This window comes from Streptomyces alfalfae, from assembly GCF_004127445.1.
Classification (GTDB): domain Bacteria; phylum Actinomycetota; class Actinomycetes; order Streptomycetales; family Streptomycetaceae; genus Streptomyces; species Streptomyces alfalfae.
This window is the reverse complement of record NZ_QEXM01000040.1, coordinates 204,800-221,349: the sequence shown is the minus strand read 5'-3', so window position 1 is coordinate 221,349 and position 16,550 is coordinate 204,800. Positions and strand designations below refer to the sequence as shown.

Annotated in this window: 16 protein-coding genes; 12 read left to right on the top strand and 4 right to left on the bottom strand. The window is 73.2% G+C overall.

Annotated features, from left to right (window positions below):
* Positions 1-255: 255 nt before the first annotated feature.
* A complete protein-coding gene (ku, locus tag DCW30_RS19410) occupies positions 256-1,599 on the bottom strand; it encodes a non-homologous end joining protein Ku (protein ID WP_079250360.1) in 1,344 nt (447 codons plus the stop codon).
* A 59-nt stretch (positions 1,600-1,658) separates the two neighbouring features.
* On the opposite strand from ku, the gene ligD reads away from it, so the two are divergent.
* The 3 genes from ligD to DCW30_RS19395 all read left to right on the top strand — a co-directional run bounded on the left by ligD (position 1,659) and on the right by DCW30_RS19395 (position 4,019).
* Positions 1,659-2,558, top strand: coding sequence for a non-homologous end-joining DNA ligase (gene ligD, locus DCW30_RS19405; protein ID WP_076684515.1), 900 nt, complete (start codon positions 1,659-1,661; stop codon positions 2,556-2,558).
* Complete coding sequence (locus DCW30_RS19400; RefSeq protein WP_198503612.1) at positions 2,555-3,442, top strand: ATP-dependent DNA ligase; 888 nt, start codon at positions 2,555-2,557, stop codon at positions 3,440-3,442. The genes ligD and DCW30_RS19400 overlap by 4 nt, the downstream gene beginning before the upstream one ends.
* A 148-nt stretch (positions 3,443-3,590) precedes the next feature.
* Positions 3,591-4,019 (top strand): DUF4440 domain-containing protein, encoded by a 429-nt coding sequence (locus DCW30_RS19395; RefSeq protein ID WP_076684518.1) that lies wholly within the window; start codon positions 3,591-3,593, stop codon positions 4,017-4,019.
* A 24-nt stretch (positions 4,020-4,043) separates the two neighbouring features.
* Here the strand turns inward: DCW30_RS19395 and DCW30_RS19390 are convergent, their stop codons facing one another.
* Positions 4,044-4,853 carry a nuclease-related domain-containing protein gene (locus tag DCW30_RS19390; protein WP_076684520.1) on the bottom strand — a complete coding sequence of 270 codons (810 nt, stop codon included), beginning with the start codon at positions 4,851-4,853 and terminating at the stop codon, positions 4,044-4,046.
* Between the two features lie 356 nt (positions 4,854-5,209).
* On the opposite strand from DCW30_RS19390, the gene DCW30_RS19385 reads away from it, so the two are divergent.
* The 5 genes from DCW30_RS19385 (at position 5,210) to DCW30_RS19365 (ending at position 10,719) form a co-directional block, all read left to right on the top strand.
* Complete coding sequence (locus DCW30_RS19385) at positions 5,210-5,956, top strand: hypothetical protein (RefSeq protein WP_076684523.1); 747 nt, start codon at positions 5,210-5,212, stop codon at positions 5,954-5,956.
* Positions 5,953-7,320: an ATP-binding protein gene (locus DCW30_RS19380; protein WP_079250003.1), complete on the top strand. Its 1,368-nt coding sequence runs from the start codon at positions 5,953-5,955 to the stop codon at positions 7,318-7,320. Before DCW30_RS19385 ends, DCW30_RS19380 begins: the two co-directional genes overlap by 4 nt.
* A gap of 130 nt (positions 7,321-7,450) precedes the next feature.
* Positions 7,451-7,801 carry an SH3 domain-containing protein gene (locus tag DCW30_RS19375; RefSeq protein ID WP_076684525.1) on the top strand — a complete coding sequence of 117 codons (351 nt, stop codon included), beginning with the start codon at positions 7,451-7,453 and terminating at the stop codon, positions 7,799-7,801.
* Positions 7,802-7,876: 75 nt separating this feature from the next.
* Positions 7,877-9,241, top strand: coding sequence for an FtsW/RodA/SpoVE family cell cycle protein (locus tag DCW30_RS19370; protein ID WP_062782048.1), 1,365 nt, complete (start codon positions 7,877-7,879; stop codon positions 9,239-9,241).
* Entirely contained in the window at positions 9,238-10,719 is a 1,482-nt protein-coding gene (locus tag DCW30_RS19365) for a peptidoglycan D,D-transpeptidase FtsI family protein (protein WP_076684527.1), read from the top strand. Before DCW30_RS19370 ends, DCW30_RS19365 begins: the two co-directional genes overlap by 4 nt.
* Positions 10,720-10,738: 19 nt before the next feature.
* Here DCW30_RS19365 and DCW30_RS19360 read toward each other — a convergent pair whose 3' ends face one another.
* Complete coding sequence (locus tag DCW30_RS19360) at positions 10,739-11,845, bottom strand: ferritin-like domain-containing protein (protein ID WP_076684529.1); 1,107 nt, start codon at positions 11,843-11,845, stop codon at positions 10,739-10,741.
* A gap of 146 nt (positions 11,846-11,991) precedes the next feature.
* Here DCW30_RS19360 and DCW30_RS19355 point away from each other — a divergent pair, with 146 nt between their 5' ends.
* The 4 genes from DCW30_RS19355 to DCW30_RS19340 all read left to right on the top strand — a co-directional run bounded on the left by DCW30_RS19355 (position 11,992) and on the right by DCW30_RS19340 (position 15,309).
* Entirely contained in the window at positions 11,992-12,930 is a 939-nt protein-coding gene (locus DCW30_RS19355; protein WP_076684532.1) for an AurF N-oxygenase family protein, read from the top strand.
* Between the two features lie 31 nt (positions 12,931-12,961).
* On the top strand, positions 12,962-13,687 hold the full coding sequence (locus DCW30_RS19350; RefSeq protein ID WP_076684534.1) for a TetR/AcrR family transcriptional regulator: 726 nt from the start codon (positions 12,962-12,964) through the stop codon (positions 13,685-13,687).
* 34 nt (positions 13,688-13,721) lie between these two features.
* Complete coding sequence (locus tag DCW30_RS19345; RefSeq protein ID WP_062782063.1) at positions 13,722-14,000, top strand: hypothetical protein; 279 nt, start codon at positions 13,722-13,724, stop codon at positions 13,998-14,000.
* Positions 14,001-14,139: 139 nt separating this feature from the next.
* Positions 14,140-15,309 carry a C40 family peptidase gene (locus DCW30_RS19340; RefSeq protein ID WP_076684536.1) on the top strand — a complete coding sequence of 390 codons (1,170 nt, stop codon included), beginning with the start codon at positions 14,140-14,142 and terminating at the stop codon, positions 15,307-15,309.
* On the opposite strand, the gene DCW30_RS19335 is transcribed toward DCW30_RS19340, so the two are convergent.
* Positions 15,279-16,544: a styrene monooxygenase/indole monooxygenase family protein gene (locus DCW30_RS19335; RefSeq protein ID WP_076684538.1), complete on the bottom strand. Its 1,266-nt coding sequence runs from the start codon at positions 16,542-16,544 to the stop codon at positions 15,279-15,281. The genes DCW30_RS19340 and DCW30_RS19335 overlap by 31 nt on opposite strands.
* Positions 16,545-16,550: the final 6 nt, after the last annotated feature.

The window sequence follows — 16,550 nt, the reverse complement described above, 5'->3', positions numbered from 1 at the left end:
CCCCGGTAATCTCAAAGAATCCCTTTACGTCCGCAGGAATCCTTGCGCGGAGGCCTAATTCCATCAAGGCTTTGTGACATTGATCACAGGGTCACCGAGGGGGTAAGTGTGTGATTTGACCGGATTACGTGAGGGGGGAATCCGGGCCGCGCATCGCTTCACGCCCGGAGGGCCGCAGGTGTCGCGGCTGCGGTTTGCAATTTGCCCCTCCGCGTAAACCGCGCCGCCGGGGCCGGTCTCGCCGCCCCGGCGGAATCACGCCGACGCGCGGCGCTTGGCGGCGCCCTTCTTCGCCGGGGCCGCGCTCTTTCCGCCCTTAGCCGGAGCCGCCTTGGCCCGAGCCGCCTCAGCCGGAGCCGCCTTCCCTGCGGCGGCCTTCCCTCCGGCCGCCTTCCCTCCGGCGGTCCGCCCCGTGGTCGTCTTCTTGGCGGCCGCCTTCTTGGCGGCCGCCTTCTTGGCGCCGGCCCGCTTGGCGGAGCCGTCCCGAGAGCCGGCGCCGCCCGCTTCGGCCGGTGAATCCTTGGCCGCGGAGGCCGACTTGGCGGAGGAAGCGCTGCCCGCAGCGGCCGGCTTGGCGGCAGAAGCCCTGCCCGCAGGAGCCTTGCCCGAGGACGCCCCGCCCGAGGAAGCCTTGCTCGCGGGAGCCCTGCCTCGGGCGGCGGCTCCGGTCGGGGCGGCCTTGCCCGCCGCCCCGCCCCGGGCCCGCGCCTTGGCGGGGGCGGCCTCGCTCCCTGCCCGCTTCGCGCCCCGCGAGGACAGCCGGGTCACCTCCGCGACCGGGCCCTCCTCGGCGGCCTGCCCGGCTTCCGCCTCCCCGCCCCGCGCCGAGCGCGCCGCCCGGACGCTGTTCTCCAGGGCGGCCATGAGGTCGATGACCTTGCCGCCGCCCGTATCGGCGGCGGGGGCCCGCTCCGTCGTCGTACCGCCCTGCACCTTCGCGGCGACCAGTTCCTCGACCGCCGAGCGGTAGTCGTCGTGGAGCGTGGCGATGTCGACCTCGCCGAGCGTGTCCATCAGGGCGTCCGCCAGGTCGAGTTCGGCGTCGCGGACCGTGACGCGCGCGTCGGGCGCCGCCCCTTCCGGCTCCCGGATCTCGTCGGGCCACAGCAGCCCGTGCATGGCGATCACGTCGTCGACCACGCGCAGCATGCCGAGCCGTTCCCGGCCCCGGAGCGCGTACCGCGCGAGGGCCACCTTGTCGGTCCGCCTGAGCGCCTCGCGCAGCAGCGTGTACGGCTTGGTGGCGGGCACCCCGTTGGCCGAGAGGTAGTACGCGGTGTCCATCTGGAGCGGGTCGACGCGGTCCGCGGGGACGAACGCGACGATCTCGATCGTCTTGGCCGTGGGGATCGGCAGCGAGGCCAGGTCCTCGTCCGTGATCGGGATGATCGAGCCGTCCGCGTCCTGGTACCCCTTGCCGATCTCCGCCGAATCCACCTCGCGGTCCTCCGCCTCGCACACCTTGCGGTAGCGGATGCGTCCGCCGTCCTCCATGTGGACCTGGCGGAAGGAGACCGAGTGGTTCTCGGTGGCGTTCACCAGTTTGACGGGGATGCTGACCAGGCCGAAGGAGATCGCGCCGTTCCAGATCGACCGCACGTCCGGCACCTCTCATTTCGCGTCGAGGAGTTTGTGGCGATTTGTGCGACTCTCATCGTATGACGCCGATCACAGAGGTGGAGGGGCGAAGGCTCTCGCTCAGCAACCTGGACAAGGTCATCTATCCCGCGAGCGGCTTCACCAAGGGCGAGGTGCTGCACTACTACGCGGCCACGGCCGAGGTCCTCCTCCCCCACCTCCGCGACCGTCCCGTCTCCTTCCTGCGCTACCCCGACGGGCCCGAAGGCCAGAGCTTCTTCGCCAAGAACGTGCCGCCGGGCGCCCCCGACTGGCTGCCGACCGCCGAGGTGACGCGCTCCGACGGCGCCACCCGCCAGGTCCTCGTGCAGGATCTGGCCTCGCTGATGTGGGCGGCCAACACGGTGACGGAGTTCCACACCCCGCAGTGGCGGGCCGAGGCTCCGGCGCGGGCGGACCGGCTGGTGCTCGACCTCGACCCGGGCCCACCGGCCACCGTCGTGGAGTGCTGCCGGGCCGCGCTCTGGCTGCGGGACCGGCTGCGGGCCGACGGGTTCCACGTGTACGCGAAGACGTCCGGGAGCAAGGGCCTCCATCTGCTCGCCCCGCTGGAGCCGACGCCCTCCGAACGGGTCACGGCGTACGCGAAGGCCCTCGCCGTCGAGGCCGAGCAGGAGTTCCCCGAGCTGGTCGTGCACCGCATGACGCGGAGCCTGCGTCCGGGCAAGGTCTTCGTCGACTTCAGCCAGAACGCCGCCGCCAAGACGACCGCCACCCCCTACACCCTGCGGGCCCGCAGCGAGCCGACCGTCTCCGCGCCCGTGACGTGGAAGGAGATCGAGGCGTGCGAGGAGCCGGGGCAGCTCGTCTTCACCGCGGGCGACATCGCGCCCCGCGTCGCGGAACACGGCGGCGACCTGCTGGCCCCCCTCTTCGACCGCGGGCTGGCCAGGGCGCTGCCGACGGGGAGCGCGCGATGACCCTGCGGCAGCCGGTGCGGGTCGCCCTGGCGGAGAGCGTGACCGCGCTGCCGGAGGGGGACGGCTGGGCGTACGAACCCAAGTTCGACGGTCACCGCATGGTCATCCTCCTGGACGAGGCCGGGCAGGTGACGCTCCAGGCCCGCTCCGGGCGCGACGTCACCGCGGCCTTCCCGGACCTGGAGCGCGCCGCGGCCCGGCTGCCCGCGGGCGCCGTCCTCGACGGCGAGGTCGTGGTCTGGTCCGGCGGGCGCATCGACTTCGCCGCCGTGCAGCAGCGGGCAGCGGCGACCCCGCTGCGCGCGGGCGCCCTCGCGCGCGCCCTGCCCGCGTCGTACGCGGCGTTCGACCTGCTCGCGGAGGGCGGCGACGACTGCCGCCGGCTGCCGTACGCGGAACGGCGCGCCCGCCTCGTACGGCTGCTCGCGCCCTGGGGGCCGCCGCTCCAGGCGGTTCCGTCGACGACCGACCGGGACACCGCGCTGACCTGGTACGAGACGCTGCCGGAGACCGGTGTCGAGGGGCTGGTGGCGAAGCGGCTCGACGGGGCGTACCGGAGCGGCACGCGCGCGTGGCTGAAGCTGCGGCACAGCGACACCCGGGACGCCGTGGTGATCGGCTGCACGGGACCTCCGGGGCGTCCCCAGGCGCTCGTCCTCGCCCTGCCCGGCGACGGCGCCCCGGTGGTGTCGTCGCCGCTCTCCCCCGAGGTGCGCGCGGAGGCCTCCCGGGTGCTGCCGGACCCGGCGGGCGAGGGGGTGGCGACGGCGATCGGCATCGGCGAGATCACGTACGCGGCACTGCCGGAGGAGCCGGCGGTCATGGCCGAGGTCCGGCAGAACACCACACGGCACGCGACGGCGGTCGTGGTCCGCTTCCGCTGACGGGCAGCCACCCAGGGAACACCCGTGTGACGGGCGTCACGCTTAATCAAGTTTGACTAGACGCCTTGCGAGGCATACCTTCTGCGTCAGTAGTCAAACTTGACGACAGCACGCCGCGACACCGCGACAGCCGAACGAAGGAGACCGCATGACCGTTCTGCCCGAGACCGGATACATCCCGACCGACGAGGACCGCGCGAGCCTGGACGCCTGGTTCGCCGAGTACGACGCCCACAGCGCGAAGCGCGACGTGGAGCGCATGGCCGACCTGGCCGCCTTCCCGCTCAACCTCGTCAGCGACGACTCCGCGGGCGACGGACGGGCGGCGCAGTGGGACCGGGAGCAGTTCGTGGCGACGATGACGCACGTGATGGGGGAGGGCAGCGCGGACATCACCTTCGAGTCCACGCGCACACCGGTCTTCCTCTCCCCCGCGATGGCCGTCGTGTTCACCGACTCGGTGATGACGACGGACGAGGGGACGCAGCGCCTGCGCTACGCGGACATCCTGATCAGGCGCGGCGGCTCCTGGGCCTTCCAGACCATGATCCAGGGCGGCTGGGGGGACAACCTGTGAGCTGACCGGAGGGGGAGCGGCGCCTCAGACGCGCCGCCAGGTGTGGCGGTCCCTGGCCAGGGCGTGCAGGGCCTCCACGTCGGCCGGCTTCAGCTGGCCGCCGAGGCGGGCGAGCGAGGCCAGGTCGCCGTCCCGCAGCACCCGCACGTCGCGTGGCGGCGCCGCCACGCCGAGGTCGGCCGCGCCCGTGCCCGCGAGCGCCAGGACGGGCCGCACCTCGGCGGTCAGCGCGAAGGAGGCGCGTCCGGCGTCGGAGCGGAGCGTGCGCAGCAGCGGGGCGGGCCGGCCCCGGCCGACGGTGACCATCGGGTCGGCGATGCGGACCCGGCGCCTGCGCACGGCGAGCGCGGCCACGCAGAAGAGGCCGCCGGGACCGATCAGCAGGTGGTGGATGCGGGCGCCGCCGGGCAGCGGCACCGAGTGCAGCACCCGCCAGCCCGCCCCTTCGAGCTCCTCGAGGGCGCCGCCGACCGCACGCTCCGCGGTGAGCGCGCGGTGGCGGGCGTCGGAGCGCAGCCGCCGGGCGGGCGGAGCCTCGCGCTCCAGGGCGATGTGCAGTGCCTCGCCGGGGCGGTTGGGCGCGAGGTCGTCGTCGGGGTGGAGCGCGAGGCGGGTCATCTCGGCGGGGGTCGGCAGCGGCGGCGGGCCGACCGTGACATGGCCGGTCAGGAAGGGGCCGAGGGCGCGCAGGACGTCCTCTTCGCGGTGCTCGCCGATGAGGTTGACGCGGGCGGAGTCGCGGTCGTACCACGCCACGGTCCCGCCGTCCGCGCCGAGGACGTACCACCGCTCCTGCCCGTGCCGCCAGGCCGGTAGGACGCGCAGTCCGCTCATGCCGCAACACCCCCCGACCATGGGAACAGCCCGTGCGCCGCCGGTGCAAGAACCCGGCGGCGCACAGGCGCGGTTGAGGCGCGTTCACGCCGGTCGTGGCCGGTCGGGCGCCGGCGCCGCGCCGGACGCGGGGAGACCGGCGCACGGCCGCCGGAGGACCGGCAGGTGGACAAGGGGGACTTCTCCCGCCATAAGGTGTACGGGGCGTCCGTGCGACCCGTGTCGTGCCCGCTCGGCCGTGGCGGGCCGATCGTGGGCGGGAGACCTCTGACACCATCGTCCTCTACGCCGACCAGGTGACGTGACGACAGGCCTGGCGCCACGACAGGCCGCGCCCCGCGGCAGGCAGGAGTGCAGTGAACCGCAGCCGGCCCGCGCTCGCGACCGCGCTCGCCGCTGCCGTCGTCCTGCTGGCCGGCGGCTGCGGCGACCCGGGCGGTCTGCGCGGCGCCGGGCCGACGCCCACCGCCCAGGGCCCCACGCACCTCTGGCCCGACCTGCCGCCCCCTTCCGCGCCCGCGGAGGACTACGGCGCCATAGAGGCGGTGAAGGTCGAGGGCGTCGAGGTGCCCGGCGGCGACCTGCGCGAGGTGGACCCGGTGGACGTCGTCCGCGCGGACTACCAGGAGAACCCGGGGATGTACGAGACCTCCGACAGCGCCTACCGCAAGACCCTCGACCGCCTGGCGGACTGCGCCGCGGAGAGCACCGGCACCCGGGAGCGGTGCCCGGTGCTCAAGGCGTACTACCGGGATCTGACGGGCGACGACAAGGACGATCTGATCGTCGGCGTCTCCACGTCCGACGACAACCTCGACATCCGTGTGTACGCCGAGGAGGGGCGGCAGCTCACGCAGATCATGGAGATGAGCGACGCCGTGCTCGGAGTGGAGCTCGCCGGGCGCGACCTGATCATCCGGGCCGTCTCCAGCCTCCCGGGATACGAGTACCACACGGTCTGGTCCTGGGACGCCCACCAGAAGGCGATGCTGCCGACGAGCGACGAGATCGTGCGGGCGCCGGACGCGCCACGGCCGCGCACCCCGCGCCCCTCCCCTTCGGCGAGCCCGGGGGCCACGCCGTCCGAGAGCGGCGGGCGATGAGCCGGCGGCGGCCGCGCGGACCGCGGTTCCCCGCCTGGACGGCGTCGCTCACCTGGAAGGCCGCCGTCTTCATCACCGTCATGTGCTGCGCGCTCGCGGCCCTGCTCGGCGCGCTCGTGCACGTCTCGGTGACCGACCAGACCGTCGGCCAGGCACGGGAGCGCGCGCTCTCGCGCCTCGAAGAGGTCACCGAGCGGTACGAGGCGGGCGACCGGCTCGGGCCCGGCGCGGGCGTCGACCCGGACGGGCTGCCCGAGCGGCTGCGGGACCTCGCGGTGGGCGGTGAGCGCGGCACGATGGTCGCCGCCCACGAGTCGCGGCCGACCATGTGGGCGGCCGGGCCCGCGGACGGGGGCCGGGCGCTCGCCGTCCAGGTGGACTACGCGCAGGGCGCCCGCACCATCGACGGGCTCGACCGGGCGATCCTCGGCTCCTCCGTGCTCGCGATCGGCGCGACGCTGCTGGTCGGGGCGTTCGCCGTGACCCGTGTGACCCGGCGGCTGCATCTGACGGCGCAGGTCGCGAGGAAGATCAGCAGGGGCGCCCTGGACGCCCGCGTCAACGACCCCCGCACCAAGGAGCCGGCGCGCCGCCAGGACGAGGTCGCCGCGGTCGCCGGGGCGCTCGACACCATGGCCTCCTCGCTCCAGGGCAAGCTCCTGAGCGAGCAGCGGTTCACCGCCGACGTGGCGCACGAGCTGCGGACGCCGCTGACCGGCCTGCACGCCGCGGCGGAGCTGCTGCCGCCGGGGCGGCCGACGGAGCTGGTGCGGGACCGGGTGGCCGCCCTGCGCGTCCTGACCGAGGACCTCCTGGAGATCTCCCGGCTCGACGCGAGGAGCGAGCGGGTGGACCTCGACGCGCACCGCCTCGCTCCACTGGCGGAGCGCGTGGCGCGGGCCTCGGGCGAGGGGGTGGAGTTCACCGTCGTCCGCGACGTCACCGTGGAGACGGACCGGCGGCGTCTGGAACGGGTCCTCGGCAACCTCGTCGGCAACGCCCTCAAGCACGGCAGGGCGCCGGTGCGGGTCTCGGTCGACGGGCCCGTGGTCACCGTGCGGGACCACGGCGGCGGCTACCCCGGCTACCTCGTGGAGCACGGCCCGCAGCGCTTCAGGACGGAGGGCACGACCAAGGGGCACGGCCTCGGGCTGACCATCGCGCTCGGCCAGGCCGCGGTCCTCGGCGCCCGGCTGACCTTCGCCAACGCCCCCGACGGCGGCGCCGTCGCGACCCTGCGGCTGCCCTACGAGGAGTCGGCCGACGAGGCGGGCGCGGCGGACCCGGACCACGGCGGCGGGAGACCGCCGGAGAAGAGGGACGGGCGCGGCCCCGGCGAGGGCGGGCCCCGCAGCGGGGCGTGAGCTTTTGCGCACGCACCGTGCCGCTTTTACTGTGAGTTGCGGCTTATGGGCAGTTCCCGGAAGCCGTCTCCCACCGCGGCTCACGCGCATGCGCCGGAGGCCGCCCCGTTCGCCCCTCGGAGGAGAACCCATGCCCCTGCGAACCACTGCCACCCGGCTCGGCGTACTGGCCGCCGGCGGCGCCCTCGCCGCACTCCCCCTCACCGGACCCGCCGCCGCCGCGGACACCGCCGGCAACAAGGCCCCCGTCTACAAGGGCCGCGTCATCGCCAAGAACGGCCTGCTGCTCCGCAACGCCCCCCACCGCGGCAGCCGCGTGATCCGCAGCGTGCCGTACGGCAAGGTCGTCACCATCTTCTGCAAGACGCGGGGCGACCGGGTGGGCAACAACGACCTCTGGTACCTGCTCACCGACGGCACCTGGGCGTGGGGTTCCGCGCACTACATCGTCAACATCGGCAAGGTGCCGCGCTGGTGCTGACAGCGGCCCGCCCCACTTGGCCGACATAGGCGACATAAACGGACTTCAGGGCTCGTCGCTTGCTACGTTCCCGGCATGACCGGAACACGCGTGGCCTCCGCACCCCCCACGGTGCCCGCCGCCCGTGTCCCCCGGCGCCGCGGCGCCGAACTGGCCCTGCTCGTCCTCGCCGTCCTGCTCTGCGTGTACGGCTACTGCGCCGTCGGCCTGGCCAGACACGGCTCCGTCCCACCCGGCGCCGCGGGGTACGGCGCCGGGCTCGGACTGCTCGCCCTCCTCGCGCACCTCGCCGTCCGGCTCCGCGCCCCGTACGCCGATCCGCTGCCGCTGCCCATCGCGGTGCTCCTCAACGGGCTCGGCCTGGTGCTCATCTACCGTCTCGACCTGGAGACACCGCACGACGAGGCCGCGCCCGCCCAGCTCATCTGGTCCACCGCCGGCGTCGCGCTCTTCATTACCGTCGTGCTCCTGCTGCGCGACCACCGGCTGCTCCAGCGCTACGCCTACGTCTCCGTCGTCGCCGCGCTGGCCCTGATGATCGTGCCGATCTTCTTCCCCGCCGTGAACGGCGCCCGCATCTGGATCAGGTTCGGCGGACTCTCCATCCAGCCGGGCGAGTTCGCCAAGGTCCTGCTCGCCGTCTTCTTCGCCAGCTACCTGGCGGCCAACCGCGGCGCCCTCGCCGGCGCCGGCCGCACCGTCCTGCGGTTCACCCGCCTGCACCTGCCCACCGGACGCGTGCTCGGGCCCGTCGTCGCGATCTGGCTGCTGAGCGTCGGCGTCCTGGTCCTGGAGCGCGACCTCGGCACCTCCCTGCTCTTCTTCGGCCTCTTCGTGACCCTCCTGTACGTCGCCACGGGCCGCACCGGCTGGATCGCGGTCGGCCTGCTGCTCGCGGCGCTCGGCGCGTACGCCGTCGGCTCGTTCGAACCGCACGTGCACGGCCGCGTCCAGGACTGGCTCGACCCGTTCGCCTCGATCGACGCGGGCGCGGGGCCCAATCAACTGGCCCAGTCCCTCTTCGCGTTCGCCGCCGGCGGGATGCTCGGCGCCGGGCTCGGCAGCGGCCACTCCATCCTCATCGGCTTCGCCGCGAAGTCCGACTTCATCCTGGCCACGGCGGGCGAGGAGCTGGGGCTCGCGGGCCTCTGCGCGGTCTTCGTCCTCTACGCCCTGCTCGTCGAGCGCGGCTACCGCGCCGGGCTCGACGTGCGCGACCCCTTCGGGCAGCTGCTCGCGATCGGGCTCGCCACGATCATCGCCCTCCAGGTCTTCGTCATCGCGGGCGGCGTGATGGGGCTCATCCCGCTCACCGGCATGGCGATGCCGTTCCTCGCGCAGGGCGGTTCGTCGGTCGTCACCAACTGGATCATCGTGGCGCTGCTCATCCGGGTCAGCGACTCGGCCCGCGGACGGCTCGCGGCCCGGGAGGGCGGGTGACCCGGCACATCCGGCACGCCGCCGTGCTCTGCGCGCTGCTGCTCGCCGCCCTGCTCGTCAACGCCGTCCGCGTCCAGCTCGTCGAGGCCGGGTCCCTGGAGACCAACCCCGCCAACCGGCGCGTGCCCATCGCCCGCTTCGGCCAGCCGCGCGGCGACATCCTGGTCGACGGGCGCCCGGTCACCGGCTCCAAGGACACCGGGGAGCAGCTCCGCTACGAACGCACCTACGCCAACGGCCCGTTGTACGCGCCCGTGACCGGCTTCGCCTCGCAGGTCTACGGCACCTCCCTCCTCGAGGAAGCCGAGGACGGTCTCCTGTCCGGCACCGATCCGATGCTCGCCCCGCTGCCGCTCTGGAACGACCTGACGCGGGCACGGAGTCCGGGCGGCGAGGTGCGGACCACCATCAGGGCGGCGGTGCAGCGCGCCGCCTTCTCCGGTCTCGGCGGCAAGCGGGGCGCGGTCGCCGCGCTCGAACCCTCGACGGGGAAGATCCTCGCCCTGGTCAGCGCCCCCTCGTACGATCCGGAGCGGCTGTCGGGCACCGGCTCGGCGGTGGCGGACTCCTGGGCCGAGCTGAACCGCGCCCGTGAGAAGCCGATGCTGAACCGCGCGATCCGCAGGACCTATCCGCCGGGGTCGACGTTCAAGGTGGTCACGGCCGCCGCCGCGCTCGACTCGGGGACCGTGACGGATCTGGACGCGCCGACCAGGTCCCCCGACCCGTACACGCTGCCCGGCACCCGTACGCGGCTCACGAACGAGGGGGACGGCTGCGCGGACGCCTCGCTGCGGCAGGCGTTCCAGTGGTCGTGCAACACGGTCTTCGCCAAGCTCGGGGTGGACACGGGGCTCGAACCGATGGTCCGCACCGCGCGGAACTTCGGATTCAACGACGCGGACCTGCGCATCCCCTCCGCCGTGGCGCGCAGTAACTTCGACACCTCCCTGGACAAGGCGCAGCTCGCGCTCTCGGCCATCGGGCAGTACGACACGCGGGCGACGCCGCTGCAGATGGCGATGGTCTCGGCGGCCGTCGCGAACGGCGGCTCGGTCCGGGCCCCGCACCTGGTGGACCGGACGACCACGGACGACGGCGACCTCGTCGCCACCACGGGGCAGCGCACCCTGCGCCAGGCGATGCACCCGGCGACCGCCATGCGGCTGCGGGAGCTGATGACGGACGTCGTCGAGAAGGGCACGGGGGCCAACGCCGCCATCCCCGGGGTGGTTGTCGGCGGCAAGACGGGCACGGCGCAGCACGGCGTCGACAACAACGGGACGCCGTACGCGTGGTTCATCTCCTGGGCGCAGGCGCCGGGCGACATCGAGCCCTCGGTGGCGGTGGCGGTGGTGATCGAGGACGCGGCGGCGGACCGCGGTGACATCAGCGGCGGCGGCAGCGCGGCGCCGATCGCCAGGGCCGTGATGGAGGCGGCCCTGAAGGCGGCGGCGGACGCGGACGGCGGTCCCTGAGCGGTCCGCGCGGTCGCCGCTATCCGTCGCCGCCCGCGGCGATGGTCTCTGCCACCTCGGTCACGCGCGCGTGCTCCTCGGCCGCGAAGCGCTCCGCGTCCAGCTTCTCGGCGATCTCCTCGTCCTGGAGCATGAGCTGGTCGAGGTTGTGGTCGCCCATCTCGAAGACGCCCATGTCCACGTACGCCTGCTGGAGGCGTTTGCCCCACAGGCCGATGTCCTTGACGCAGGGCACGATGCGGCTGAAGAGCAGCTGCCGGAAGAGCGCGAGGAACTCGGACTGCTCGCTGTACTCCTCGGCCTGCGCCCTGGGGACGCCGAAGTTCTCCAGGACCTCGACCCCGCGCAGCCGGTCGCGCATGAGGGAGCAGCCCTCGATGACGAACTCCTCGCGCTCGCGCAGCTCCGCGTCCGTGAGCTGCTTGTAGTGGTCGCGCAGCGCCATCCGCCCGAAGGCGACGTGCCGGGCCTCGTCCTGCATCACGTACGCGAGGATCTGCTGCGGCAGCGGCTTGGTCGTGGTGTCGCGGATCATGCCGAACGCGGCGAGCGCGAGGCCCTCGATGAGGACCTGCATGCCGAGGTAGGGCATGTCCCAGCGGGAGTCGCGCAGGGTGTCGTCGAGGAGCGAGCGGAGGTTGTCGTCGACGGGATAGAGCATGCCGATCTTCTCGTGCAGGAAGCGGCCGTAGATCTCGGCGTGCCGGGCCTCGTCCATGGTCTGGGTCGCGGAGTAGAACTTCGCGTCCAGGTCGGGCGCCGACTCCACGATGCGCGCCGCGCACACCATCGCGCCCTGCTCGCCGTGGAGGAACTGGCTGAACTGCCAGGAGGCGTAGTGCTTGCGCAGCTCGCCCTTGTCCCGTTCCGTCATCTTCGCCCAGTGGGGGGTGCCGTGCAGCGCCAGTGACTCGTCGGGGGCGCCGAGGGGGTCGAGCGGGTCGACCTCCAGGTCCCAGTCGATGCGCGTGGCGCCGTCCCACTGCTTGTCCTTGCCCTTCTGGTAGAGGGCGAGGAGGCGGTCGCGCCCTTCGTCGTACTCCCAGCTGAGCCGGGCCGAACCGGCCGACGGGATCTGCCAGTTGGGCTCTCCGGGTGGCTTGGTGTAGAGCTCATGCGTCGCCATACAGGCAGGCTCACACGCTCCTGGACACAGGGTCAACAAGTCGCGCGCGAGGGATTGACGCCCTTGCTGACAGGCAGTCTCATAAGAGATGACCGCCGGTAACCCCCGTCTCCGGCGCCTCACCGACGACAAGGCAGGTACCCGCCATGACGACCGTGCCGGAAGACGTCTCGCTCCAGGGGCTGCGGGACGCGCTCGGCCCGCTCAGGGACCGGGAACAGACCGCCCTCCGGCTCCTGGAGTCGTCCGCGAAGCACTCCTTCGACCCCGACAGGGACCTCGACTGGGACGCACCGCTCGAAGAGGGCAAGTGGTTCTGGCCGCCGGAACTCGTCTCGCTCTACGACACCCCGATGTGGGAGCGGATGTCCGAGGAGCAGCGCTTCGACCTCGCCCGTCACGAGGCCGCGTCCCTCGCCTCGCTGGGCATCTGGTTCGAGGTCATCCTGATGCAGCTCCTCGTGCGCCACATCTACGACAAGTCGCTGACCAGCGCGCACGTCCGCTACGCGCTCACCGAGATCGCCGACGAGTGCCGCCACTCGATGATGTTCGCGCGCATGATCCACAAGGGCGGGGCGCCGGCGTACCCCGTCTCGCGCCTCGACCACAACCTCGCGCGGGTCCTGAAGACCGTCTCCACGACGCCCGGCTCCTTCGCCTGCACGCTCCTCGGCGAGGAGATCCTCGACTGGATGCAGCGGCTCACCTTCCCCGACGAGCGCGTCCAGACGCTGGTGCGCGGGGTGACCCGTATCCATGTGGTCGAGGAGGCCAGGCACGTGCGGTACGCGCGTGAGGAGCTGCGGCGGCAGATGGCGACCGCGCCCCGCTGGGAGCGGCAGCTGACCAGCCTCAGCGCCGGGGAGGCCGCGCGGGTCTTCTCCGTCGCCTTCGTCAACCCCGAGGTGTACACGAACGTCGGCCTCGACCGGCGGGCGGCCGTCGCCCAGGTGAAGGCCAGCGGCCACCGCAGGGAGATCATGCAGGCCGGGGCGAAGCGGCTCACCGACTTCCTCGACGACATCGGGCTCATGCAGGGCCTCGGCCGGCGGCTCTGGCGGTCCTCGGGACTGCTCGCCTGACCGCCCGCGGCCCCCGGCTACGCTGCGGGGTATGACGACGCCGGCCACCACCCCCGCGTACCGCCGCCTCAGCGTCGAAGCGCGGCGGCGGCAGCTCCTGGAGTCAGCCCTGTCCCTCTTCGCGCACCGCGCGCCCGAAGAGGTCAACCTCGACGACGTCGCGGAGGCCGCCGGGGTCTCACGGCCGCTCGTCTACCGCTACTTCCCCGGCGGCAAGCAGCAGTTGTACGAGGCCGCGCTGCGCTCCGCGGCCGACGAGCTGGAGCAGTGCTTCGCCGAGCCGCCGCGGGGCCCGCTCACCCAGCGGCTCTCGCGGGCGCTCGACCGGTACCTGGCCTTCGTGGACGGGCACGACGCCGGGTTCAGCGCGCTGCTCCAGGGCGGCAGCGTGGTGGAGACCTCCCGGACCACCGCCATCGTGGACGGGGTCCGCCGGGCCGCGGCCGAGCACATCCTGGCCCACCTGGACGTGGTGGAGCCGGGCCCCTCGCTCCGGATGACCGTGCGGATGTGGATCACCGCGGTCGAGGCGGCCTCGCTGATCTGGCTGGACGCGGGGAAGCAGCCGCCGCTGGACGAGCTGCGGGACATGCTCGTCGAGCAGTTCATGGCGGTGCTCGTCACGACGGCGGGACGCGACCCGCAGACGGCCGGCGTGGTGCGGTGGGCGCTCCCCATGGAGACGCCCGACGGCCCCGCGGGCGGGCTCGCGAGGCGGGTGCTGCCCGTGGTCACCGACGCGGCCCACCTGCTGTGAAGGCCCGCGCCCGCCGTGGTGTGACACTGGTGGCGTGAAGAGCGAAGAGACCCCCTTCGTGGGCGGCCCCCTGGACGGCCGGGTGCTCCCGGTGCTGCTCGGGCCGACCGGGCACCCGCCGAAGGTGTACCGCGTGCCCGTCCCCGACGACGCGGGCGGCCCCCCGACCGTCCTGGTCTACCGCAGGGCGCCCGCGGCGACCGGTCGGCGGTTCTCGCTGACGGCGCGCTGGCAGTACGAGTACGACACGGACGGCGACAAGGGCGGCGGCCTGAAATGGCCGTGGTCCAAGCCCTCCGGCCCGGCCGCCTGACCGCAAGCCGACACGCCGTCACACCCTGGACGGGTGATCTCCTTGGGCCGACGGGACGCCTCCGGAGGCGGAACCGGGAAGTCGGCCCGATGCTCGCGGTGCGCGGCGGAAGGACCGCCCGCGCACCGGAGGTGATGAGGTGTCAGGCAAGCTGCCGCGCTGGGTCTGCACGGGGGCCGTGGTCGGCTCCCTGTTCACGGCCGCTCCCCCGGTCCAGGCGCTGCCGGCGCCGGCGCCGGACCCCGACGCGCGCTCCGTCCACCGGCTCCTGACGGAGCTTCAGCGGCTCTACCGGGACGCGGAGGAGGCCACCGAGAAGTACAACGCGACCGCGGAGAAGCTGAAGAAGCAGCGTGCGCACGCCGCTGACCTGCGGGCCGAGCTGGTGAGGGCGCGGAGGTCGCTCAAGGACAGCAGGGGCGACGCGGGCCGCCTCGCCCGGCAGCAATACCAGAACGCCTCGGCCGCCGAGGTCTCCCCCTACCTCCGCCTGCTCCTCGCCCGCGACCCGCGGCTCGCACTCGAACAGGGGCACGTGGTCGGCAGGGTCGCCGCGGACCGGGCCGCGACCGTGGAACGCATGGCCGGCGGCGCGCGGCGGGCGGACACGCTGGCCGACGCGGCCAAGCGGGCCGTGGACGAGCGGGCCGCGCTGGCGGCCCGCCAGAAGAAACAGCGGAACAAGGTCGTCCGGCAGCTCAAGGAAGTCGAGGAACTGCTCGCCTCGCTCACCGACGACCAGCTCACGTCCCTGCGGCGGGCCGAGGACAAGGGCGTGCGGAACGACCAGAAGCGGTTCCTCGCCACCGGGGCCCTCGGCGGCGGCCCGGCCGTGCGGGCGCCCTCGCGCCGCGGCCACAAGGCCCTCACGTTCGCGGTGAAGCAGATCGGGCGGCCCTACAAGTGGGGCGCCGAGGGACCGCACGCGTTCGACTGCTCCGGGCTCACCTCCCAGGCCTGGCAGCGCGCGGGACGCGACATCCCGCGCACCAGCCAGGAGCAGTGGAAGCGGCTGCGCCACATCCCGCTGGCCGAACTACGCCCCGGCGACCTCGTCGTCTACTTCCCCAAGGCCACACACGTGGCGATCTATCTGGGCGACGGCAAGGTCGTGCAGGCGCCGCGCCCCGGCACCCGGATCAAGGTCTCGCCCATCGCCGCCAACCCGGTGCTCGGCGCGGTGCGGCCCGACCCCGCGGGCCGGGCCATGCGGGGCTACACCCCGCCGAGGCTGCCCCAGGGCGCCGCCTCGGGCAGCGACCTGGGGTACCGCGACCGTCAGGCGCCGGCCGCCACGGACTCCAGGTAGGCGGCGGCCTTCTCCGGGTCGTAGAAGAAGTGCTCGAAATCGGCCGGGTCATTGAAGCCGTTGGCGAAGCGGTCGGCCACCGGCTGGAGGCGGCTTCCCGCGCCGAGGATGTCGAGGACGTGCTGCGGCGGGGCGCCCAGCATCGCGTTCGTCCACTTGGTGACCCACTGCGCGGTGTCCCAGTAGCGGTCGAACGCCGACTGCATCCAGGCCTCGTCGAACGGCTTGTCGCCGTGCTCGACGATGGAGGAGATGTACGAGGCGGCGCACTTGGACGCCGAGTTGGAGCCCTGGCCCGTGACCGGGTCGTTGGCGACCACGACGTCCGCGACACCGAGGACCAGACCGCCGCCGGGCAGCCGGCCGACGGGCTTGCGGACGGTCGGCGCGTACCGCCCGGCGAGGGTGCCGCCCGCGTCGGTCAGCTCGACCTTCGTGGCGCGCGCGTACTCCCAGGGCAGGTACTTCTCCAGGAGTTCCAGTGTCAGCGCCAGGTGCTCCGAGGGGTCCTTGACGCCCTGGAAGACGTCCAGCGGGCCGCCGGGCACGCCCTCCCAGAACAGGATGTCGGCGCGGCCCGTGTGGGTGAACGTCGGCATCACGAACAGTTCGCCGACGCCGGGCACGAGGTTGCAGCGCACCGCGTCGAACTCGGGGTGCTCGGGGCGCGGGCCGAGACCGTGCACATAGGCCACGGCAAGGGCGCGCTGCGGCTCGCTGTACGGGGAGCGGGCGGCGTCACGCTCGAACATCGAGACCAGCTCGCCCTTGCCCGCCGAGACGAGCACCAGGTCGTAGGTGCGCGAGAAGTAGTCGAGGTCGGAGACGGCCGCACCGTGGATGACGAGCTGGCCGCCGCGCTGGGCGAAGGTCTCCATCCAGCCGGCCATCTTCACGCGCTGGTCGACGGACTGGGCGTACCCGTCGAGCTTGCCGACCCAGTCGATGGCGCGCGTGGGGTATCCGCTGCTCGAACCCGGGGAGGAGTCGGGGCCCGCGACGGAGACGCCGACGCCCTCGATCCTCGGGGCCTGCGCCTCCCAGAAGTTCGCCTGGATGTCCCGCTCGTGCTGGAGCGCGGTGTGGAACATGCACTGGGTGGACATGACCCGCCCGGACCGGATCTCGTCCGCCGTCCGGTTGGACATCAGGGTGACCTCGTACCCCTGGGCCTGGAGTCCGAGGGCTATCTGGAGACCGGACTGACCGGCTCCCACGACAAGTATCTTCCGCATGGGGGG